The sequence below is a fragment of the Methanosarcina sp. KYL-1 genome, assembly GCF_024372725.1.
Lineage (GTDB): Archaea > Halobacteriota > Methanosarcinia > Methanosarcinales > Methanosarcinaceae > Methanosarcina.
This window is the reverse complement of sequence record NZ_VOUA01000005.1, coordinates 30,265-51,394: the sequence shown is the minus strand read 5'-3', so window position 1 is coordinate 51,394 and position 21,130 is coordinate 30,265. Positions and strand designations below refer to the sequence as shown.

Genomic DNA, 21,130 nt, shown 5'->3' with positions numbered 1-21,130 from the left:
TACATAAAATAATTAACGTTAAAAAATCTGCATTCAAATTATGATTTCTTCCCCTTTCAAAACGGTTTCTTCACTTACCCTTACTTCTTTTGTTGTGTTTCCATATCTCAGCGTATAAGGACCGGTCGGTGCCGTATCGAACTGGGTTTCGTCGGGGATAGGGCCCTCGGTCGAATAGGGCACGGTGAATTCATAATTCCCTGAGGCGTCGGCGATTGTTGACTGGGAATACTCAAAAGTCCGCCCCTGGTTTGTCAGAATAGGCGTGTTTATTGTGACTTTTTCATTAGGGGAAGCGGTTCCCGTTATCTTTGCACCTTTCACGTATTCAAAGATTTTTACGTAACCGGTCTCTACTACCGGGATCTTGCCTCCATGCACAACGTTATAGATTTGCTTGAACGCTTCTTCATCTAGAGCGGCTCCCGGGGATTCATGGACCATCCTATATTTTTTCAGCCCGCTTCCGTCCATGATATGTAATCTTGACTCCATGGAGTTGTAGTAGCGCATGGAAGGCACGTACTGATAACCGTTTCCTATCCAGACCTGCTGCCAGTACCCTTCAGTATCCAGAGTCCAGGCTGCCATTGACCCGAAGATCTCCGTGGCCATTCTCCCGTTGGAGATTACATAGCGAGCTCCTGCCTCTCCAGGATCGGGGTGAACAGCTTCCAGGACTGCTGTTGCCTCTTCTTCGGACTGGGCAGTGAAGAAAGTGGACGCCCCTGGTTGATTATCTTCATCAATGCTATTTCTGCGGCCGCCGATTCCTTGCTGGAAGGGATTTGCGTTAGGAATTCTCCGACCTATCACCTCGATCCAGTGCCCATAGTCCCACCAGGACATGACGCCGTATGCCGTGTCTGGATAAGGGTAAAGTTCCCCGTCGACAGGTGCCTCGTAATTTTCATAAAAGTCGAGACCGGGATCAGGAGTGTTATAGCGCATCCAGAGCAGGGACTCTATCCACGGGCCTCCGGGCCCTCCGGTTCCCTGCGTGTATTGCATGGCAATACCGTAGCTAGGGTACACAAGGGCCAGTATGATGATCAATAAGACCGGAATAGAAAGGATCTGTTTTGTGTTGATTTTTTCCCGGATAAAATCCTGAACCTCTCCCGTGCTTTTTACTTTTGCCCTGAAATCGATCCCAAGAGCTTTAAAACCTGCCCGGTCCGCAAGCATCATCCCGAAATATGCCGAGAGAATAGATACGTTCACCGAGTAATAATAGGCAAAACGGTTCTGCTGGAGCATGGCCCAAAAAATCATCAGAGTCCAGATAAGCAGGAAATTCTTTTCCTGACAGTTCTTTTTGAAAGCTTCATAAACCAGGAAAGCCAGAGCCAGGAATGCAACGTATCCTTCGTATGCAAAATAATCATAAAGTGTATATCCCCTCCCAAAGAATGGAGCTGCTTCGGCAATTGTAAGGGCTCCTCCTGTACGCATGAAGTAACTGAAAACGCCCATTATAAGGCTGTATCCGGATGCTGAGAGCAGCTTTGCAAGGCAGATCACCCCCCCAAATAGTATAAGGAGGGAGATAGGATAGTAGTATTTAGGAAATTTCTTCTTATTCGTGTAATATGAGATCCCGCTAAGGACGGGAAAAGCAAAAATTCCTGCAAGTAACCCTTTTACATACATTCCTTTTGTACCCCCGAGGTAGGGAGTGGTCATTACTACCAGAAATGCAATTGCAAAGATTATCGTGCCGGATATTGCAAGGTATTCTGTTGATTCCTCTTTCAGGTGGTCAAGGACATGCTGGACTGTGAGGTATACTCCAAGAATAAACGCAAAAAAAAGCGCACCTTTCCAGGCAAGGGCATAGGCCCCAAGAGAAATTCCCGTGAGCAAAAGGTAGGGAAGAACCGGTTTTAAAACCTTAAAATCCTTATTTTTTATAATTTCAAATGAAGTTCCGGAACTTCCCGCCTTTTTCAGAGCCAGCACAAAAAACATTGCAGTAACCGTACTGAGAAGGGTTTCGGCAATGTGGTGGTCGTTGAACCCGATCACTGCCCTTGAAAAGAACTGCCCGGGCTGGACTGCAAGGATGATTACAGCCAGCAGTCCGATGCGCCGGTCGTCAAATGTCCATTTCGCGACAAAGTATGTGGGAACTAACACAAGGGCTCCTAGAAAGGACGGCCAGTAAGCACATACTTTATAGATAAGTTCCTGGCCCGGGTTGCCTGCTCCAAGCACCCATATGACTGCTGCGAGGAACATATCGTACAGGGGGGCAAAGACCTGATCGCTTCCGTACGGATAATGAGTATATGCATCAAACCAGAGCATGTGGGGGAAGTTATGCAGGATCGATTCTACATTTCTTAGATGGTACCAGGGATCATTTCCCCCAAACCTTACAAAGCCGTTTGAAAGGAAAACCCCGGCTTTGGGAAGGGTCCGCATGTAGAAAGCTACAAGAAAGGAAATAAGGACCCCTGTAAAGTAAGGAAGACTTCCGAGGAGATGGATTGGGTCCTTGCTCTCTTCACTCATGAGATTCACTCCTTGAGTTCAATCACCTAATTGAGAGTTTTTTGGGAATCGTTTAACATGTTCCCCAGGTTTTCGTCAGCTTTGGGCAATATAAGAAAAAAAATTGCAAACAGTATAGAAAATAAAGTTAACTTGCATATACATTACTATCTGATATAATACTTACTAAAATTTATTTGCAAACCTTTCCCCGTATACTTGACCCTGTAAACTCAGCTGTTCAATCATACAGTTGAGAATAAGAGATGTCAGAAAAAAATTAAAGCGCACAATGTTTTGTTAAATATTCATACAAACTTGTGAAAGATTTTGGATTGCCCACATTAATGAAAAAACCAGGAGAGAACAGAAAAACGTGGAAAATAGAAAAAAGAGACAGAAAAGAAAATTAAACGCACGAGAAGGTGCGTTTAAACTTTAATCTCTTCCCCGTTCAACACTGCTTCTTCACTGACCCTTACTTCTTTTGTTGTGCTCCCGTAACTGACAAGATAGGGCTTGATGGGAGCCGTATCAAATTGTGTCTCCCCGGAAATCGGGCCTTCGGTTGAGTAAGGCACTGTGAACTCGTACCCGCCTTCAGCATCTGCAGTTGTGGACTGGGAGTATTCAAAGCCCCTGCCCTGAGCTGTCATAATGCTTGTGTTTATAGTGACCTTCTCATTCGGGGAAGCAGTTCCTGTTATTTTTGCACCTTTCACGTATTCGAAGATCTTTACATAACCGGTATCCACCTCATCAAGTTTGCCTCTGGGGTCATCAGCAGCAACTTGAGTGAGATAGAAATAATTGAACACCTGCTTGTACCCTACTTCGGCCGTCTGGCCTGGCCAGGTCTCATGGACCATGCGATAATGCTCAAGCCCTGTTCCGTCAAAGAGGTGGAGCCTCGCTTCCATGGAATCGTAGTAGCGCATTGCCGGCAGGGCCTGGTACCCGTTTCCTGTATAGGTCGATTCGTAGTATCGGTCGGTATCCAGAGTCCAGGCTGCCATTGCGTAGAACTTGCCTGTGGCCATCTCCACATCGGATACGATGTAGCGGGCTGCAGCTTTATCGGGGTCAGGATGGATGGCTTCCAGGACTGCTGTTGCCTCTTCTTCGGACTGGGCTGTGAAGAAAGTGGAAGCTCCGGGCTTGTTCTCTTCTTCAAGGCTATTCCGGCGACCGCCGATTCCCTGCTGGAAGGGATTTGCATTCGGAATTCTCCTGCCGATTACTTCTATCCAGTGCCCATAGTCCCACCAGGACATGACGCCGTAAGCTGTATCTGGGTAAGGGTAGAGTTCTCCGTCTGCGGGAATTTCATAGTTTTCATAGTAATCAAACCCAGGGTCAGGAGTATTCGAGCGCATCCAGAGAGTAGCCTCAATCCAGGGTCCGTTGGGTCCGCCTGTCCCCTGGGCGTATTCCAGGGCAAGGCCGTAGCTCGGGACGATGAGCAATAACGAAAGAAAGAGAGCAAGAAGCACGGATACAACACTCTTCGTTTTAAGGCTTTCACCGAGAGTTGAGAAGCCTGAAGGGGACTCCATTTTTGCCTTAAGCCCCGCCGTAAAGGATTTCAGGCCTGCGCGGTCCGAAACTGCGATCACAAAGTAGGCTGAGAGGATGGCAACGTTTACCGAAAAGTAGTACGCAAAACGGTTCTGCTGAAGCATTGCCCAGAGAATCATCAGAGTCCAGATAAGGAGGAAGTTTTTCTCCTGCCCGTTCCTTCTGGAGATTTCATAAACAAGCAGGGCCAGCCCCAGAAATACAACGTAGCCTCCGAATGCAAACTGTAAGTAGAGCTGCTCTAACCCTCCCCGGCTGAAGAAGGGGGAAGCTTCCGCAACAGTGAGGGCACCTCCGGTGCGCATGAAGTAGCTGAAGATGCTCATCATCAATCCGTAAACGGATGGTATGAAAGCTTTTGCAAGAAGGATTCCTGCTCCGAACAGCACGATGAGTGCAATAGGGTAATAGAACTTTGGAAGTTTCCTATCAGTCATGTAAAGAGAGATCCCGGTAAGGACCGGAAATGCCAGAATCCCTGCAAAAAGCCCCTTTATGTACATGGACTTTGTGCCCCCCAGGAAAGGGGTGAACATTATCATGAAGATAGCAACGGCAAAGATGACCATTCCTGAAATTGCCAGGTATTCCGTTTTTTTCCCTTTCATGTGGTCAAAAATATGCTGGACCGTAATATACACGCCAAGGATGAATGCGAAAAAGAGTGCCCCCTTCCAGGCAAGAGCGTAAGCTCCGAGGGAAATTCCAGCAAGCAAGAGATAAGGAAGAGCTGGCTTTAAGGATTCAAATTCCTTATTCTTAATCCTTTCAAGTGAAATCCCTGATTTGCCCGCCATTTTCAAGGCCATTATAAAAAACATTGCTGTAACTGTGCTGAGCAGGGTTTCGGCAATGTGGTGGTCGTTAAAGCCGATTATCGCCCTTGAAAGAAACTGCCCCGGCTGGACTGCAAGGATGAACACAGCCAGCAGTCCTATTCTCCGGTCGTCAAAAATCCATTTTGCAGCAAAATAAGTGGGGATTAATACAAGTGCACCCAGGAAAGAGGGGTAGTAAGCGCAGATTTTGTATATGAGGTCCTGGCTAGGGTTTCCCGCTCCGAGAACCCAGATTATCGCAGCAAGAAACATATCATACAAAGGTGCAAAAACCTGTTTCGTGCCGAATGGATAAGTAGTATAGGCATCGAACCAGAGCATCCGGGGGAAATTGTGCAGGATGGATTCCACGTTTCTAAGATGGTACCATGGATCGTTGCCGCCGAAACGTACGAATCCGTTTGATAGGAAGACTCCTGCTTTTGGAAGCGTTCTGATATAAAAAGCCACAAGAAAGGAAATAATGACTCCAAAAAAGTATGGAAGGCTTCCTGAAAGTTCCTTTGTTCTTTTATTTTCATCAGTCATAAGGCACACTCATTGGAATTGGGTAACTGATTGCTTGGCAAATGTCAACAATAATGCAATTATAGTATTTAAAGCGGTTAAGGTCAAAGCAGTTTAATCCGGTTTCATTGTGCTTTTCCGTCTTTAAATTGTGTGATAATCATGTGATTATTTTAAAACTTTATCAAAATAAATAAAGATTTGGTAGACAAAGATAAATTTTAATCCTTCATATAATATTTGTTAAAATTGACTTTCAAGCTTTCTTCAAGACTTAAAATCACTTAACTCCTTCTTTTAACCATTCTCTTTTATTCTTAGCTATTCTCTCTTTTGTTTGGCTCCCATATGTGGACGTCTTTTCTCATATTAAGGAGCCCACGGAAAAGATACCACTGATAGATGATAAATGAAGAAAGCATGTTTGATTTGAAATTTCCTGCAAGCACTGCAACAGCTATGAGTCCGAGAAGACCAAGGCCGTAGAGGAAGTTAATTGAAGAAAGGTAAACCGTCCAGAGTATGATTGACAAAAAAAATGCTGCTGGAGCGATGAAAAACATAAGGAAGCGTAGAGGAAAAATAATCATTCCGAACTTGCCGTATTTGGGGGACATGAGGTCAAGATTCATGAAGGTTGCTTCCATAAGCCTCGTAGCTCTCCGGATCTTCTGCTTTTTTTGCTCTGAAAATTCAAAAGGTACATATTCATAGAATTTGGCAGAGGGAACATACTTACATTTGTATCCGTTGCGAATGATTGAAAGAGCCCTGCTTGCATCATCCGCACCTTTTCTAGCATGCAGAGAAGGGGAAGCATCTCTTTTGAAAGCCACCACGGCACCGTTCAGGCAGTAAGTGGAATGAACGTTACTTTCCCAGACACCGATTTTTCCGTAAATCGAGCGGTATGCAGATTCGGATTTGGAAAAGAGGGTATCACCTTTTGAGAGGGGAACGATGTCACCACAGACCGCACCGATTTTATCGTCACTTAAAAGGACGCTTACGAGGTCCGGGATGGTGTCCTTGTCGAACCTGCCGTCTGCACCGGTAATGACGATTATGTCGGTAGAAGCTTCTTCGATTCCGCGGTTGATGGCTTTGTTTGCACCGCTGCGGGGATTTGTGATGACTTTTCCGTTTATGGAGTTTTTCTGCAGGGCTTCGAGGGAGACTTTTTCGGTGTTGTCTGTGGAACCGTCGTTGGAAATGATGATTTCCAGTTTGTCCTTCGGGTAGATTTCCGCAAGGTTGTCGATATGATCCGGAAGGACAAGTTCTTCGTTGTAGGCTGGGATTACGATGGAGACACTTGGAAGAGGATCCAAATGACCTCTATTTATTGGCCTCGAAGTGAAAGCCGCAACTACATATATAAGATAAACAGACACTGGAACTACCGAAACTAAAATAGCCAGAGTAACCAATAGATCCATAATAGATAGCCTCTACCATTTTTAAAAGCTGATCAAACTATCAGTAGTCCATACTAATCTTATTTAATGTTATGGACTGCAATATCTAAATAGAAAGAGACTTATTATAAATATAAAATTTCAAAATAGAATATTCATCCGATTGATCTCTGAAAAAATGTGGGCAATATATTAAACGGAGATTTCCATGAAAATATGTATGCTTACCACAGTTCATCCTCCTTTTGATTCAAGAATATTCCATAAAGAATCAAAATCACTATCAAAAGCAGGCCATAGAGTTACGATAGTGGCTCCTTCTGATTCAAAAACCAGAAAAGAAGTGGATGGAATAAATATTATCACAGTAAAACGCCCGGCTTCAAAAGTCCTGCATCCACTTACAATGTTTCATGTTTTTGTTGAAGGACTTAAGCAGGACTATGACGTTTATCACTGCCACGAGCCCGGGTCTTTACTTGTATGTTCCCTGCTTAAAATAATTAAAAAGAATAAACTGATCTATGACGCCCACGAGCATTATCCGGAGATGATCGCAGAGAACTCAGTGTTTCCAGATTTATTACGAGGACCTGTGTTCATAACATGCAATCTTGGGGAAAAATTTCTTTCAAAATATATTGTAAATTCTATCATAACAGTTGACGACATACTCGAAGTCAAATTCAGAAAAATAAATAAAAATGTTTATGTTCTGAGCAATTATCCACGAGTTGAACTTTTTGAAGAACCTGACGCAAAAGCCGATAACGGTTTCAAAAAAAACATAATATACGTTGGTGGCCTGACAAAAATAAGGGGAACTCTGGAATCCATAATTGCATTTGAAAAAGCAATAGAAAAGATACCTGATGCAAAACTTATATTCATAGGCGGTTTTATTCATCCGGAATATGAAAAAGAAGTGATGGATTATTATCACATCCATAAACTGGAAGAAAAAGTCATTTTCGTAGGGAATGTCCCGCACAATGAAGTGAGCAAATATATGGAAAAGGCATCTGTTGCAATAGGACTGCTTCAGCCAAACCCGAGATACGAACTGGCAATTCCGGTAAAACTGTTTGAGTATATGGCTGCAGGAAAAGCAGTGATAATGAGCAACTTCAGATACAACTCCGATTTAATAAAAGAAGTGAAATGTGGAATTACGGTTGATCCGACAGATACTCAGGAAATCGCTGATGCAATGACCTGGCTTTTGGAACACACTGAAGAAGCAAAACAGATGGGACAAAATGGAAGGCAAGCCGTGGAAAAAAAGTACAGCTGGGAGAATATGGAGAAAACACTTCTTCTCCTGTATGAAAAGCTCTGATCATAAACTTCGTACGTACAGATAAAAGTGAAAATACAGTCGGTGAGAAAGAGTGATAAAAATTTGTATGATGTCTACAAATCATAACCCCTTTGATACTCGGATATATTATAAGGAAGCGACCAGCCTCAAAAAAAAAGGTTATGATGTCAGCGTCCTAGGTCACACCGATGAAAAAACCATAAATGAAGTGGACGGTATAAAAATTATAGGAAATAATAAAAGCGTAGACCCTAAACAATACTTACAATTATTATGTGAATTACTAAATGAAGCAACAAGCATTAACGCAGATGTATATCATATTCACGAGCCTGAATCTTTACCAGCAGCCATTTATCTGAAATTATTAAAAGGCAAAAAAGTTATTTATGATGTTCATGAATACTATGTTGACAAATTGCCCGATATGAGTCTCCAAAGAAAAGTTTTTTTTATGTTTCTCCTGTATTTCATCGAACCTTTATTCTGCCACTATTTTGATGCAATTATAACCGCTGATGAAGGAATTGCAGATAGATATAAGAAATTTAATGAAAATGTCCACCCAATAATCAACCTACCACCATTACAAGTATTTGAAGGAGATACTGACCCTTTTATAGAAGAGAAATATAAGGATAATGATATTATTATCTATGTAGGAGGACTGGCTGAAGAAAGAGGGATATTTAACCTAATTGAAGCAATAAATAAAATCTCAATTAAATACAATACAATAAAATTACTCCTATTAGGCAATTTTGAAACAAATCAATTTAAAAATAAGTGTTTTGAATACATTAAAAAAAATAAGCTTGAAAAAAACATTGAATATTTAGGATTCCTTCCTCATACAGAAATTCCAAAATACATTAAAATTTCAAAAATAGGTACAGTGCTTTTACATCCAACAGAAAGATTCAAAAAAACTGCATATCCATTAAAACTGTTTGAATACATGGCCTGTGGCAAGCCCGTGCTAGCAAGTGATTTACCTGCCATGGGAAAGATTGTCAAAGAAACAAAATGTGGACTTTTGACAGATCCTAAAAATATGGAAAAAATTTCAGATAGCATTATTTATTTGTTAGAAAATCCTCAAAAAGCTGAAGAAATGGGAATGAATGGAAAAAAAGCTGTGGAGACAAAGTACAATTGGGAAGTGATGGAGCAGAATCTTCTAAAAATTTATGGATGCCTTTAAGAAACTTAAGTCTGATAAAAATCATGCATATTTAATCCCAAATAATTGGAAGGTCCAAATGATTTCAAGAGTCCTATTTATTCTAGCCCATCAATATAACAATGGGAGTTTTTATTCTACATATAAAAAATTAAAAGAAAACCAATATAAACAATACGATTATTTGAGGGGAGAACAGGATAAAAAACTACAAAATTTAATAAAATTTTCTTATGAGAATGTGCCTTATTATCACAATTTATTAAATGGATTAAAACTTAAACCTGATGATATAAAAAAAGTCGAAGATCTGGAAAAACTTCCAATTTTGGATAAAGAAACTATAATAAAAAACTGGGAAGACTTTAAACCCAAGTCTCTCAATGAGATGAGATATCAAAAAAATACAACAGGTGGATCTACGGGCAAACCCCTCAATTATAGGCTACTAAAAAAAGATAAATTCTTATCTCAATGTCTACTTTGTAGGGGGTGGGGTTACGGAGGATATGAACTTGGAGACAAGGTAATATTTTTAGCAGGTTCATCTTTAGATGTAGGGAATAAAAAAAATATCTCCAGCCTGCTGCTTGAAAAAGCAGACAATTTTAAAAAATTGTCCTCCTTTGATATGGACAACAATTCTATGGAAAAGTATGTTAATATAATTAATAAATCGAACTATAAATTTTTGAGAGGGTATGCGTCATCAATAGATTTTCTGTCAAGTTATATTGAAAATAACGGATTATCTGTATCCTCACCCAGGGCAATTTTTACAACAGCAGAAAAGTTGTATCCTCACATGAGAAAAAGAATAGAAAATGCTTTTGATTGTAATGTTTTTGACACTTATGGGCTAAATGATGGAGGAATTAGTGCATACGAATGTTCGGAGCACAGTGGCCTTCATATAGACACAGAAAGAAGCATTATGGAAGTAGTAGACGACACCAATTCCCCTATTGAAAAAGGAGTCGGAAGAATTCTGGCAACATCTCTGGAAAACTATGCCATGCCTTTTATTAGATATGACACGGAAGATCTAGGCAATATTATTGACGATGTTTGCGGATGTGGAAGAAAATATAAGTTACTTAAAGAAATCACCGGAAGGCAACAAGAAATGTTGCAAACACCGGAAAGAAAATATATTCATGGAGAATTTTTTACTCATATTATCTGGGAAATTACCGGAGTAAAAGAATTCCAAGTAGTCCAAGAGAAATTAGATCGAATAAACATCAAATTGGTGGCTGACAAGAATTTTGATAAAAACCAGCTAGATTATATCAAAGAAGTAATAGGTAGAAGAAGTGAAACCTGGAATGTGGAATTTGAATTTGTTGAAAATATCGATAGAACTAAAGCTGGAAAGTATAAATTTGTCATAAACAAACTGAAGTAAGCGTTAGAAAAATAGTAACTATTTAGGGTATAGTTAGCGGCGCTCCGCTGAGCGCTGCTAGAATTGCTTCTATAACTGACAAATTGTTCTTCCTGATTGTAGAGATGTATGCCCTAATTCTGCAGAAAGCTAGCGCTCCTTGTACGCTTCTGAAAGTTCCTGATATTTTCTGCTGTAACTTCATCATCCTGACATCTCTTTCTGCCAGATTATTCTCAAATGGAACTCTAAAGTCCTTAAGGAATCTCAGTATCTGCTCTTTGTATTCTATGAACCTATCAAGGAGATTCCTTGCCTTAGTTTTAGGATTCTTACCTCGTTTTCCTTGTTTTTGAGGGTTTAGAGAAGGTGGATTTTCTTCAATCCCTTTCATGACGATAGCATCGAACCTTTCTTCAAACGCTTTAACTTGCTCAAAATCTAAATCTCTAATTAGCTCTTTGCACTCATCAATATACCTTTTCATCTCAGTGAAGAGTTCATTCATTTCTTTAGCCCATTGCTGTTTATAATTCTCTTCAATTCCAGTGAGTTCTCTCTGGAGATGAGCATTGCAAAGTGCATGTTCACATTCATAACTGTTATATGGTTTCCAGCCGTCATGAACTACTACCCCGTTAAACTCCGGAAGAATTCCCATGTAATCCATTGCTTCTGATCCTCTTTTCGGGTGAGGAAGATAACAGGTATATTTGTCAGTTGAAGCTACATGGAGCCACTGTCTTTTTCCTTTGATTCTCATTCCGGTTTCATCACAATGAATTACAGGAGAAGTGATTATCTTCTCTAAAATATCGTTTTCAAATTGCTCTAAATTCCGGAAACACTCATTTTCTGCTCTAATTAGGGAACTGGATAGTATGGAGTATAAAGGCGCAGCGGATACCCTGGAAAGTTTTCAGTACGATATTATGGTGCGACGAGAAGTTATGCTATGGATTGCGGAACAACCCGCCATTCTATCCATTCAGAATGTCCCTATTCTGATGTGCATTTCTGGCAACGGATCTGTGCAAAGCTCAGAGGACAATGAGGTGTAAAACTGAACCTGACAGTTCCAAACCGCTAGGGAAAAGGATATATGGAGAACCGAAAGGTGAAGATCTGTTTGAGGGATCGTAACGTACAACATGCGAAAACAGGTTAATACGCATGAGCCAAAACGGCATCGAAGCCTGGTTATGACATTCCATGTTGTGTCATGACGAATGGACATATGGCTTCCGGTCTATAGGATCCTCCTAAGTATCCAACAACTATCTATAACATAGAACTCGGTAAACCATTTGTGGTCCTTAATAAGGTAGGAATCCCGTAAGGAAAACCGACGCCACAGGTGGCAGAGGAATTGGCAAAAAGCAAACGGTTTCCTGTAATGGGGAATATAGAGGAAAAAAATGCCTCAATGCGAAAGCATGCCCACTTGCCCTTAGTCACGAAAGCAACAGGGATTGTTTAATTATGAATGTAAGAGAACCAGAGATAACTTCGGTTACGGAACTTACAGACAAAGAACTCACTCAACAATGGAAAAATATTGATTGGAAAAGAGTGGAAGAAGTCGTTAATAACCTACAGTCTCGAATTGCAAGTGCAGCTAAGAGCGGAAATTGGAAAACTGTGAACAAACTCTCCCGCCTTCTGACCCGGTCCTTTTATGCCAAACTTCTTTCGGTACGTAAAGTAACCACTAACAAGGGAAGTCGAACTCCCGGAATAGATGGCGTCATTTGGTCATCGTCGGCAGATAAGATGCGTGCCGCTCTACAACTAACGAACAAGGGCTATCGTGCAAAACCATTAACACGGAAGTACATTCGAAAGAAGAGCGGTAAACTACGACCTCTTAGCATACCAACTATGTTTGACAGAGCAATGCAAACCTTGTACTCTCTGGTGTTGGGCGCAATCGAATCTGCAGCAGGTGACAAAACTTCGTTTGGGTTTAAACCTTATCGTTCTACAAAAGATGCTTATGCCTACCTTCACCTCTGTTTAAGCAAGAAAGTTTCTCCTGAATGGATCGTGGAAGGTGACATTAAATCTTGCTTTGATGAAATCAGCCATAACTGGATACTTGATAACATCCCTATGGATAAACGAATCCTTAAAGAGTTCCTAAAAGCCGGATATATCGAGAATTATCATCTGTTTCCTACCGAAAAAGGCACACCTCAAGGAGGACCTATATCTCCAATAATTGGAAATATGTCCTTAAACGGCTTAGAAAACGCCTTAGCGATGAGATTTTACTCCAGATCAGATGGAACAATTGACAAATCTCATCAAAACAGGCACAAGGTTAATTATGTTCGTTTTGCTGATGACCTTGTGGTAACTGCTGATTCCCCGGAAACGGCTCTTGAAATAATCGATGTCTTCCAAGCATTTTTAGATCCTCGTGGGCTTAAGCTCAACGAAGAAAAGACTCTTGTGACCAATATTAGTGAAGGGTTCAATTTCCTAGGATGGAACTTCAGGAAATATAAAGGAAAACTCCTTCCGAAGCCATCTAACGACTCTCAAAATGAAGTTATTAAGAAAATCCGTGACGTACTTCATAAAGCAAAAGCATGGGATCAAGACCGATTGATACAAACACTCAACCCAATCATTAGGGGATGGGCACAGTATCATAATCACGCTGTTTCTTCTGTTGTCTTCAACAAACTTGATGAAATAGTCTATAACATGCTTATCTCCTGGGCGAAAAGAAGACACTCAAATAAAAGTTTCACCTGGATAACGACTAAATACTGGCATAGATCCGGCAAAAGAAAATACGTATTCTGTACAAAACTACATACGTTGGAGAAATTCTCCAATGCCAAAATTGTTAGGCAAAGACTAGCAAGCCTTAATAAGAATCCATTTATCGATAGAAACTATTTCGAACAATGGAAAATAATGGAATACTACCGGAAGAAGCGTATCACTAAATCCAATTCCGTTCCAAACTGACACCCGAAAGGGTAGTAGTGGCTCGAGCCGGATGAATCGAAAAATTCTTGTCCGGTTCCTAGAAGACGGGGTAGGGAGTAATCCCACCCTGTTATTCGACAACTATATGCAGTTTCCAGAGAAACATTGGAGAAAAATAAGGACAACAAATATGATGGAGAGAACTAACAAAGAACTCAAAAGAAGAAGTAAGGTGGTTGGGGCATTCCCAAATCAGGGATCAGTATTGAGACTGGCAGTCTCAATTCTCATTGATATAAATGAAGACTGGATTACAGGGAAAAAGTATATAGTAATGGAACAGTAATCAAAAAAGAAGGAATAAGGGGTATAGAGCAAAATTTACAGAAAATTAGGCACACTGCCTAAAATGTGCTATAAATGAAGAATAATGTGAACAAAGAGTTCCTTTCATGATAGAATTATCAATAAATTTTATGGGAAAGATGCTGAGAATCAAATCTGATATATTATAAACAATTCATAATGAGCGACACTCATGAACTCTTTTCTAAAAAACACTCTAAAATTGACATCTGGAAGCTTAATAGCTCAAATTATGGGCGTTATTTTGGTTCCCATTATAACTAGATTATATTCACCGGATGATTTAGGTGCATTACAATTGATAACATCAATCGTAAGCATCCTTGCAATTATTGCATTGTTATCATACCATCTTGCAATTATGCTACCAAAAGAGGATAGTGATGCAGTAAATATATTTATATTATGTTTAATCAGTTTGACCACAACATGCGTCATAACGGGAATCATATGTATAATATTTGGAAATCAATTGGTCAAATTTTTTAATTTTACATCTATTTCTGATTACCTGTACTTCATACCTATTATAATATTTTTTAAAGGACTGTTCCTCTTACTCAATTACTGGGCATCCAGAATGAAAAAATTCGGAAAAATTGCTTCTTCAAGAGTTATAAATACATCAACAAGTAGAGCGGTTCAGATCATATCAGGATATATTTCTCCTAGCCCTTTTGGACTAATTTTAGGTCTTGCTTTTGGATTTTTTGTATCAAGCATGATGCTTATTTTAGGGTTGAAAGAAAATTTGAATTTGTTAAAATATAGTTCTAAAAAAAGTATTTTAGGTCTAGCACAGAGATATAAAAAATTCCCTATGTTTTCTACACTTTCAACAATTGCAAATGATATCTCTGTACAAATACCCGTTTTTCTTCTTGCAATGTACTTTAATTCAAGTGTTGTTGGACATTATTCTCTCTCAATAATGGTAATTGGCATGCCTATGACATTGATCGGGTCTTCAATCGCGCAAGTTTTTTTCCAACAGGTGAGTCATGAAAAAAATACCAAAGGCACAGTTTGTGAGACCGTAGAACTTGTTCATAAAAGATTAGTAGCATTGATTATTTTTCCGATGCTAGTACTTCTTTTTTTCAGTGAAGAATTATTTAATTTCATATTTGGAGTAGGATGGGAAACAGCGGCAATTTATGTAAAATTGTTAATTCCATGGACAATTATGCTTTTTACGTCATCCCCACTGACAACTTTATTCAATGTATTGGAAAATCAGGAAACTAAATTTTCATTTGATGTTTCATTATTGATTTCCAGAATATTAGTATTATTTATAGGTGGATTATTAGGAAATCCATACCTTGCTGTATTTCTATATGCAATTGTTGGGTCTGTTTTTTGCGCTTTCATGAATATTTTATTACTCAAAAAATCTGGAATATCCGTGAAAAAAGAAATAATCTACTTTGGAAAAATACTAATAATTGCAGTTCCCTCCACTCTCTTACTAAGTATTACTAAACTCATTTCACATTCAATTTATGAAATTATCTTCGGTTTAGTAATCTCATCCCTTTTTTATTATCTAATAGTAATATATAATGACAATGAATTAAAAAATATTTTTACAAAATATATAATCCGGGGACGTACATGAAAATCATATTCACTGGGGATATATCGGTAAGTGGTATTTTCAAAAAAAATGTTGAAAATTTCCAACCCATTGTAGACAAAAATATATCTGACATTTTTGTTAGTGCTGATTACGTACACGTAAATCTTGAAGGTCCTATAACTGAATCAGTTGCTTGTGACGAAAAAAAGACTTCATTAAAAGCTCCTATAAAAACAACTGAAACACTCAAAAAGTATAACGTAAAAATTTGTGATTTGGCAAACAACCACATAATGGATAGTGGATATGCAGGTTTATTAGACACTATAGATTCACTTAAAGAAAAAAATATTCAATTTTATGGAATCGGAGGATATGAAGAATACTTAATCTTGAAGAAAGATAATTTAAAAGTAGTATTGATAGCCTCATCTCACAGAGAGGGACCTTCATGGGATGGAAAATCTCCTGCTCCTTTTTTGCTTAACATTAAAGAAATAAAAAATATGGTTCAACAAATAAAGAAAAAAGAGTCTCCTGACTATATTATTTATAATTACCATGGAGGGACTGAATACAATATAGTTCCTGAGCCAAAAAGAAGAAAATTTTTCAAAAAATTGATAAATATAGGAGTTGACATCGTTATTGGGCATCACGCTCATGTTCCACAAGGAATCGAAAAAATGGGGAACAAAACAATTGTATATGGACTCGGAAATTTTTGTTTTGATATTGATGCACATGCAAATAAAGCATATACTCAAGAGTCTTATTTCATTGAAATGGATTTAAAAAAAAGCGATTACAAAATTGAAAAGCATTTTTATTATATTGATAAGTCTGAAGGGGTCATAAAAAAATCACTAACTAACCAATATCTGAATTTCTTTGACACAAAATTGCAAGTATTTGATTCTTTTTTAAACTACTGGTTTAATTGGACTCAAGAAGGAAGGCGTGTATATTTAAATAATAACTATGATTCAATTGCCTATAAAGATAAAAAGGTCAATAAACAAAGTTACTCTTTACTAGAAGGAACTAACTTCAAAAAGTATAGTTTGGTAAAAAAAATATATATAATAACCAAGAAGATATCAAGTGATTTGGCGAAAGAAAACAAAAGGTCTCTTGTTATTTCAACTATTTTGTGGGAAATTATTCATATGAATAGGAATATAATCAGTATTTTAAGAAATTATAAAAATAAATGAATAAAGAATCTATAACTCAACGTCCATGCCAACTTTTTCCAGAAATTACAAACACTTCATTTTCCATAAGAGACAATAATCCTAACTTCCGCCTTTTTAGGCGCATATATGCTTTTCCGTATTTATATAAAGTCAGAAGATTGCGGTTTAGATATTTTACCTTGTATCTAATGTGCTTAAGTTTAAGCGTATGAGTCGATATCAAGCGATATTTATGTGCTTAAAAATGCGGAACTAAGGATTAAATCATGCGTCTTCGGTTAAGTGAGGAATCGTGAAAAATTGTCTCCATTTCCTCAACTGTTGCCAACTATCTATAGATGTTATGGACTGGAACAGGGTATCGATTTCATGTAAAGAGGCCAAAATTTAAGGTATGCTTCTGGTACAAATCGATAGCTTTCAGGCAAGAAAATCCCTTAACCGATGACCAATGAGGATTAAATCAATTCATCTCATGCCCGTTCTTATCTCCTCTCCCGATCCCCTTATACACGAACCCTTCCCCAATAAACTCATCCGGCTCAACCACATTTCTTCCATCCACAATAACCGGATGCTCTTTTCCACAAATCTCCTTCAACCACTCCGCCTTCACCTCAAAATAAGCCGAATGCCCCGCAAGCACAACCACAGCATCCGCCCCCCTGACAACCTCTTCCAGGTCATCCGAAATTTCAACACCCGGATAATTTACAACATAAGGGTCGTGCACAATAACTTCAGCCCCAGCATCCATGCAAAGGTCCCTGTAAGGCTCAGACGGCGTATTCCGCGCATCATCCGAATCCCTGATAAAGGCCCAGCCGAGCATTGCAATCTTTGAGCCCTCCACCTTCTTTCCGATCTTCTCAAGGGCTGCGGCGGTCAGGTTGTACATGTGCACAGGCATAAAGTCGTTAATCTTCCTTGCAAGCACGTAGATTGAATCGGCACCTTCGGGATAGTCCAGCTGGCCTTTACCGATCTTTACTCCCCTTTCCAGGTGATAGGTGTCCTTGGTCAGGCAGTGGCCTCCCACCCCGGCCCCGGGCCAGAGAACGGCTCGTGTAATTCCTTCGCCTTTCAGGCTGTCCACGCCTGTCCTGACGTCGTAGACGTTTATGCCCATAGCTTCGCAGTAAAGGGCGAGCTGGTTGATGGCTGCAATCTGGAGGTCGCGGAAGGTATTCTCAGCGGTTTTCGTAACCTCGGCTGCGGTTGCGGACATAGGGATGACTTTTCCGACAGTGAGCACGGGGGAATAGAGCTCAACTGCCCGCTTTGTGCTGGCTTCGTCGATGCCTCCAACTATCCGGTCGTGTTCCCGGATGTTCCTCAGGAGGCGACCGACCATCACCCTTTCGGGAGCGTGGGCGAGGGCGAAGTCTTCTCCTGCTTTTAAGCCGGATTCTTCTTCAAGGACCTGCTTTGCCATACCTTCGGTTGTGCCTGGGGTAATTGTGGACTCAAGGACGACAAGCATTCCCGGTTTTAAGTACTTTCCGACGTTCCTGATGCCTTCTATAAGGGCGCCAAAGTCGGGCACCAGGTCTTTCGGGTTTGCAAAGGGGGTCTGGATGGCAAGGGTTACTGCGTCGAGTTCGGAGATCTTTGAGAAGTCCGGCGTGCATTCGAATTTGCCGGCTTTTACGACTTTCTGCAAGAGCTCCTCAAGGCCTGGCTCTTCGCCTTTGAGGGGACTTTCTCCCCTGTTGAGCATCTCGATTTTGTGCCCTGAGGTATTTGATGCGCGCTGGAAGCCTAAAACGTGGTCGAAGCAGGGTGCGTCCGCAAAAAGCAGGGCAGCCGGAATTCCCACATAACCCATGCCGATGACACCTATTTTCTTTATAGGGCCACGTTCCTCAAGCAGTTTCTCTAACTTGCTAATAGTTATCACTTTATAATCCCCTTCATTCCTTTTTTAATCCCTTTATGACCTTATGATTCCTTTTATGACCTTATGATCGTTATGATCCCTTTTATGATCTTATGATTCCTATTTAATCCCTTTTAAGATCCCTTATACGGTTTATTTTCCGATTTCAATCATCTTTTCTTCCCTGTATGACCTGATGGCAGCCATGGCAACTTCCAGGGCGTGCTTTCCGTCTTCCCCGCTGGGGTTGGGGTCTTTTCCGGTGCTGACACAGTCGATGAAATATTTGAGCTCGTTTTTGAGAGGCTCGCTCTGTTCCACCTTGGCTTTCCTGATCCAGCCGTTGTCGTGGATTTCCACGGTCTGGTCGATGTAGTCCAGGTAGGCGACTCCGTTTAACCCTATGGCTGTGAGTTTCCGGACCTTGTGGGGGGTCAGCCAGTTTGTTTCCACAACGCCTGCGAATTCGTGGTTCATCCGGAGGATGATTGAAGCGTGGTCTTCGAAGGGGTGGATGTCTGCGCCTGCGATTGCGTAGACATGGTTTATTTTTTCTCCGTAAAGGTAGGAGATGATGTCTATGTCGTGGACCCCGATATCCAGAATTACGCCAACGTCTCTTATTCTCGGGTTGTAGGGGCCGACTCTCCGGGTCGAGATGGAGACTATCTTCCCCAGGATGCCGGAATCCATTATATCTTTTAGCTTGATTACTGCAGGATTGAAACGTTCTATGTGGCCTACCATCAGGACCTTGCCTGACTTTTTTGCGGCTCCTATCACCAGGTCTGCATTTTCAATGGTATCAGCGATCGGTTTTTCCACAAGGACGTGCAGGCCTGCTTCCAGGGCATCGAGCACGACCTGTTTATGCAGCTTGGTGGGGACGACCACGCTTACAGCGTCGAGCCCTTCGGCAAACATTTCTTTATAATCGGTAAAGCCTTTTGTGTTGAACTGGACAGCCATGGCTTCGACCCGCTGCCGGTCTACGTCCGAGATTCCGGCAAGTTCCACACCTTCCATTTCACTGTAGATCCGTACATGGTTCTGGCCCATGGCACCTGTGCCTATAACTCCTACTCTTATCACGTGTTTTTCACTTCCCGAGTTCCGCTTCGGGAGCACGGGGTCCGTTTCGCTCGCGTTGCTCGCTCAAGCGGACTAAAAACGACAGATCAACCGTAAATTTCGTATCCCCGTCGTTCTTTTTTCCATGTGCTTCCGTGCTTTTTGTGGTTTTAATCTTCGTTCTAAATAAGTTAAAGAATTTTGATGTCTGACTTTAGTTGTTATTCCCTGGCGTAAAACTCTTTGACTGAAGCGATAATCTTCTGCACGTCTGCTTCTGAGACTCCGGGGTGTACGGGGAGGGAAAGGACTTCTGCTGCTGCTTTTTCCGAAACCGGCATGGAATCCGTGTATCCGAGTTCCTTATAGAGGGGCTGTTTATGGATCGGGATAGGGTAGTGGACCCCAGTGCCGATTTCGTTCTCCATAAGGAAAGCTCCCAGTTCATCACGCTTTTTAGCCCTTATCGTGTACTGGTGAAAGACGTGAGTGCAACCCTCCTTTATCACCGGAACCGACACTCCTGATACATCTTTTAGCCCGGTTGAGAGCAGATCTGCGTTTTTTTGCCTGGCAGCGGTGAAGCCGGTGAGTTTTCCAAGCTGTGCGAGCCCTATTGCAGCTGCAATGTCGGTCATGCGTAGGTTGAAACCCAGGCATTCGTGCAGGTACCTTACTTTAGAGCCGTGGGCCCGGACCATTTTTGCTTTTTCCGCAATTTCCCTGTCATTTGTGGTAAGCATTCCGCCTTCACTTGTGGTCATGTTCTTGGTCGGGTAGAAGCTGAAGGCTCCGGTACCGAAAGAGCCGACCTTTTTTCCCAGGCACTCTGCACCGTGGGCCTGGCAGGCGTCTTCAATCACGACAAGTTTGTGGTCTTCGGCAATTTCCATTATGGCTTTCATGTCAGCCGGATGCCCGTAAAGATGAACCGGCATAATGGCTTTTGTTTTCGGACTTATTTTATCCTGGATTTCTGCGGGGCATATATTAAAAGTATCCGGCTCAATATCCGCGAAAACCGGCTTTGCCCCGGTGTAAAGGGTGCTGTTTGCCGTTGCAATGAAACTGAAAGGAGTCGTGATTACTTCATCCCCCTCTCCGATCCCGTGCGCCAGTAAAGCAACATGAAGAGCTGCGGTCCCGGAGTTTACAGCTACAGCATACCCGGAACCTGCATATTCCGCAAAAGCCTGCTCGAACTCTTCAACCTTTGGGCCCTGAGCAATCATTCCCGATTGGAGCACACCAACTACTGCATCAATTTCTTCCTGACCAATTTGTGGTTTTGCGATTGGAATCATTTCAGACCTCTTTCGGAATCCGAATCAATAATTAATTTCTCCCGATTTCTCCCGTAT

Annotated in this window: 12 protein-coding genes and 2 pseudogenes; 7 read left to right on the top strand and 7 right to left on the bottom strand. The window is 41.1% G+C overall.

The window, feature by feature from the left end:
- Positions 1-33: 33 nt before the first annotated feature.
- The 3 genes from FTO70_RS05915 to FTO70_RS05905 all read right to left on the bottom strand — a co-directional run bounded on the left by FTO70_RS05915 (position 34) and on the right by FTO70_RS05905 (position 6,751).
- Positions 34-2,517, bottom strand: coding sequence for an oligosaccharyl transferase, archaeosortase A system-associated (locus FTO70_RS05915; protein ID WP_255334812.1), 2,484 nt, complete (start codon positions 2,515-2,517; stop codon positions 34-36).
- Positions 2,518-2,927: 410 nt separating this feature from the next.
- Positions 2,928-5,441: an oligosaccharyl transferase, archaeosortase A system-associated gene (locus FTO70_RS05910; RefSeq protein ID WP_255334810.1), complete on the bottom strand. Its 2,514-nt coding sequence runs from the start codon at positions 5,439-5,441 to the stop codon at positions 2,928-2,930.
- Positions 5,442-5,737: 296 nt separating this feature from the next.
- Positions 5,738-6,751, bottom strand: coding sequence for a glycosyltransferase (locus FTO70_RS05905; RefSeq protein WP_255334809.1), 1,014 nt, complete (start codon positions 6,749-6,751; stop codon positions 5,738-5,740).
- A gap of 295 nt (positions 6,752-7,046) precedes the next feature.
- Here FTO70_RS05905 and FTO70_RS05900 point away from each other — a divergent pair, with 295 nt between their 5' ends.
- The 3 genes from FTO70_RS05900 to FTO70_RS05890 all read left to right on the top strand — a co-directional run bounded on the left by FTO70_RS05900 (position 7,047) and on the right by FTO70_RS05890 (position 10,750).
- Positions 7,047-8,177 carry a glycosyltransferase family 4 protein gene (locus FTO70_RS05900; protein ID WP_255334808.1) on the top strand — a complete coding sequence of 377 codons (1,131 nt, stop codon included), beginning with the start codon at positions 7,047-7,049 and terminating at the stop codon, positions 8,175-8,177.
- Positions 8,178-8,247: 70 nt separating this feature from the next.
- Entirely contained in the window at positions 8,248-9,363 is a 1,116-nt protein-coding gene (locus FTO70_RS05895) for a glycosyltransferase family 4 protein (RefSeq protein WP_255334807.1), read from the top strand.
- Positions 9,350-10,750 carry a phenylacetate--CoA ligase family protein gene (locus tag FTO70_RS05890; protein ID WP_255334806.1) on the top strand — a complete coding sequence of 467 codons (1,401 nt, stop codon included), beginning with the start codon at positions 9,350-9,352 and terminating at the stop codon, positions 10,748-10,750. Before FTO70_RS05895 ends, FTO70_RS05890 begins: the two co-directional genes overlap by 14 nt.
- Positions 10,751-10,772: 22 nt before the next feature.
- On the opposite strand, the pseudogene FTO70_RS05885 reads toward FTO70_RS05890, so the two are convergent.
- Positions 10,773-11,603 (bottom strand): annotated as a pseudogene (locus FTO70_RS05885) (IS66 family transposase); the annotation flags it as partial.
- Between the two features lie 608 nt (positions 11,604-12,211).
- Between FTO70_RS05885 and ltrA the strand changes: the two are divergent.
- The 4 genes and pseudogenes from ltrA (at position 12,212) to FTO70_RS05865 (ending at position 16,837) form a co-directional block, all read left to right on the top strand.
- Positions 12,212-13,711, top strand: a complete 1,500-nt coding sequence (gene ltrA / locus FTO70_RS05880) for a group II intron reverse transcriptase/maturase (protein WP_255334804.1) — start codon at positions 12,212-12,214, stop codon at positions 13,709-13,711.
- Positions 13,712-13,805: 94 nt separating this feature from the next.
- Positions 13,806-14,018: pseudogene (locus FTO70_RS05875) on the top strand (transposase); the annotation flags it as partial.
- A gap of 192 nt (positions 14,019-14,210) precedes the next feature.
- Positions 14,211-15,659: a lipopolysaccharide biosynthesis protein gene (locus FTO70_RS05870; protein ID WP_255334803.1), complete on the top strand. Its 1,449-nt coding sequence runs from the start codon at positions 14,211-14,213 to the stop codon at positions 15,657-15,659.
- A complete protein-coding gene (locus FTO70_RS05865; protein WP_255334802.1) occupies positions 15,656-16,837 on the top strand; it encodes a CapA family protein in 1,182 nt (393 codons plus the stop codon). The genes FTO70_RS05870 and FTO70_RS05865 overlap by 4 nt, the downstream gene beginning before the upstream one ends.
- A 445-nt stretch (positions 16,838-17,282) precedes the next feature.
- Here FTO70_RS05865 and FTO70_RS05860 read toward each other — a convergent pair whose 3' ends face one another.
- The 3 genes from FTO70_RS05860 to FTO70_RS05850 form a co-directional block, all read right to left on the bottom strand.
- Positions 17,283-18,710 (bottom strand): nucleotide sugar dehydrogenase, encoded by a 1,428-nt coding sequence (locus FTO70_RS05860; RefSeq protein ID WP_255334904.1) that lies wholly within the window; start codon positions 18,708-18,710, stop codon positions 17,283-17,285.
- Positions 18,711-18,851: 141 nt separating this feature from the next.
- Positions 18,852-19,790 carry a UDP-N-acetylglucosamine 3-dehydrogenase gene (locus FTO70_RS05855; RefSeq protein ID WP_255334800.1) on the bottom strand — a complete coding sequence of 313 codons (939 nt, stop codon included), beginning with the start codon at positions 19,788-19,790 and terminating at the stop codon, positions 18,852-18,854.
- 200 nt (positions 19,791-19,990) lie between these two features.
- Positions 19,991-21,073, bottom strand: coding sequence for a DegT/DnrJ/EryC1/StrS aminotransferase family protein (locus FTO70_RS05850; RefSeq protein ID WP_255334799.1), 1,083 nt, complete (start codon positions 21,071-21,073; stop codon positions 19,991-19,993).
- Between the last annotated feature and the right edge of the window lie 57 nt (positions 21,074-21,130).

Excerpts from the sequence above, each read along its gene's own strand:
- FTO70_RS05915 (WP_255334812.1), bottom strand. The coding sequence starts at position 2,517 with ATGAGTGAAGAGAGCAAGGACCCAATCCATCTCCTCGGAAGTCTTCCT.
- FTO70_RS05910 (WP_255334810.1), bottom strand. The coding sequence starts at position 5,441 with ATGACTGATGAAAATAAAAGAACAAAGGAACTTTCAGGAAGCCTTCCA.
- FTO70_RS05900 (WP_255334808.1), top strand. The coding sequence starts at position 7,047 with ATGAAAATATGTATGCTTACCACAGTTCATCCTCCTTTTGATTCAAGA.
- FTO70_RS05895 (WP_255334807.1), top strand. The coding sequence starts at position 8,248 with ATGTCTACAAATCATAACCCCTTTGATACTCGGATATATTATAAGGAA.
- FTO70_RS05890 (WP_255334806.1), top strand. The coding sequence starts at position 9,350 with ATGGATGCCTTTAAGAAACTTAAGTCTGATAAAAATCATGCATATTTA.
- ltrA (WP_255334804.1), top strand. The coding sequence starts at position 12,212 with ATGAATGTAAGAGAACCAGAGATAACTTCGGTTACGGAACTTACAGAC.
- FTO70_RS05870 (WP_255334803.1), top strand. The coding sequence starts at position 14,211 with ATGAACTCTTTTCTAAAAAACACTCTAAAATTGACATCTGGAAGCTTA.
- FTO70_RS05865 (WP_255334802.1), top strand. The coding sequence starts at position 15,656 with ATGAAAATCATATTCACTGGGGATATATCGGTAAGTGGTATTTTCAAA.
- FTO70_RS05850 (WP_255334799.1), bottom strand. The coding sequence starts at position 21,073 with ATGATTCCAATCGCAAAACCACAAATTGGTCAGGAAGAAATTGATGCA.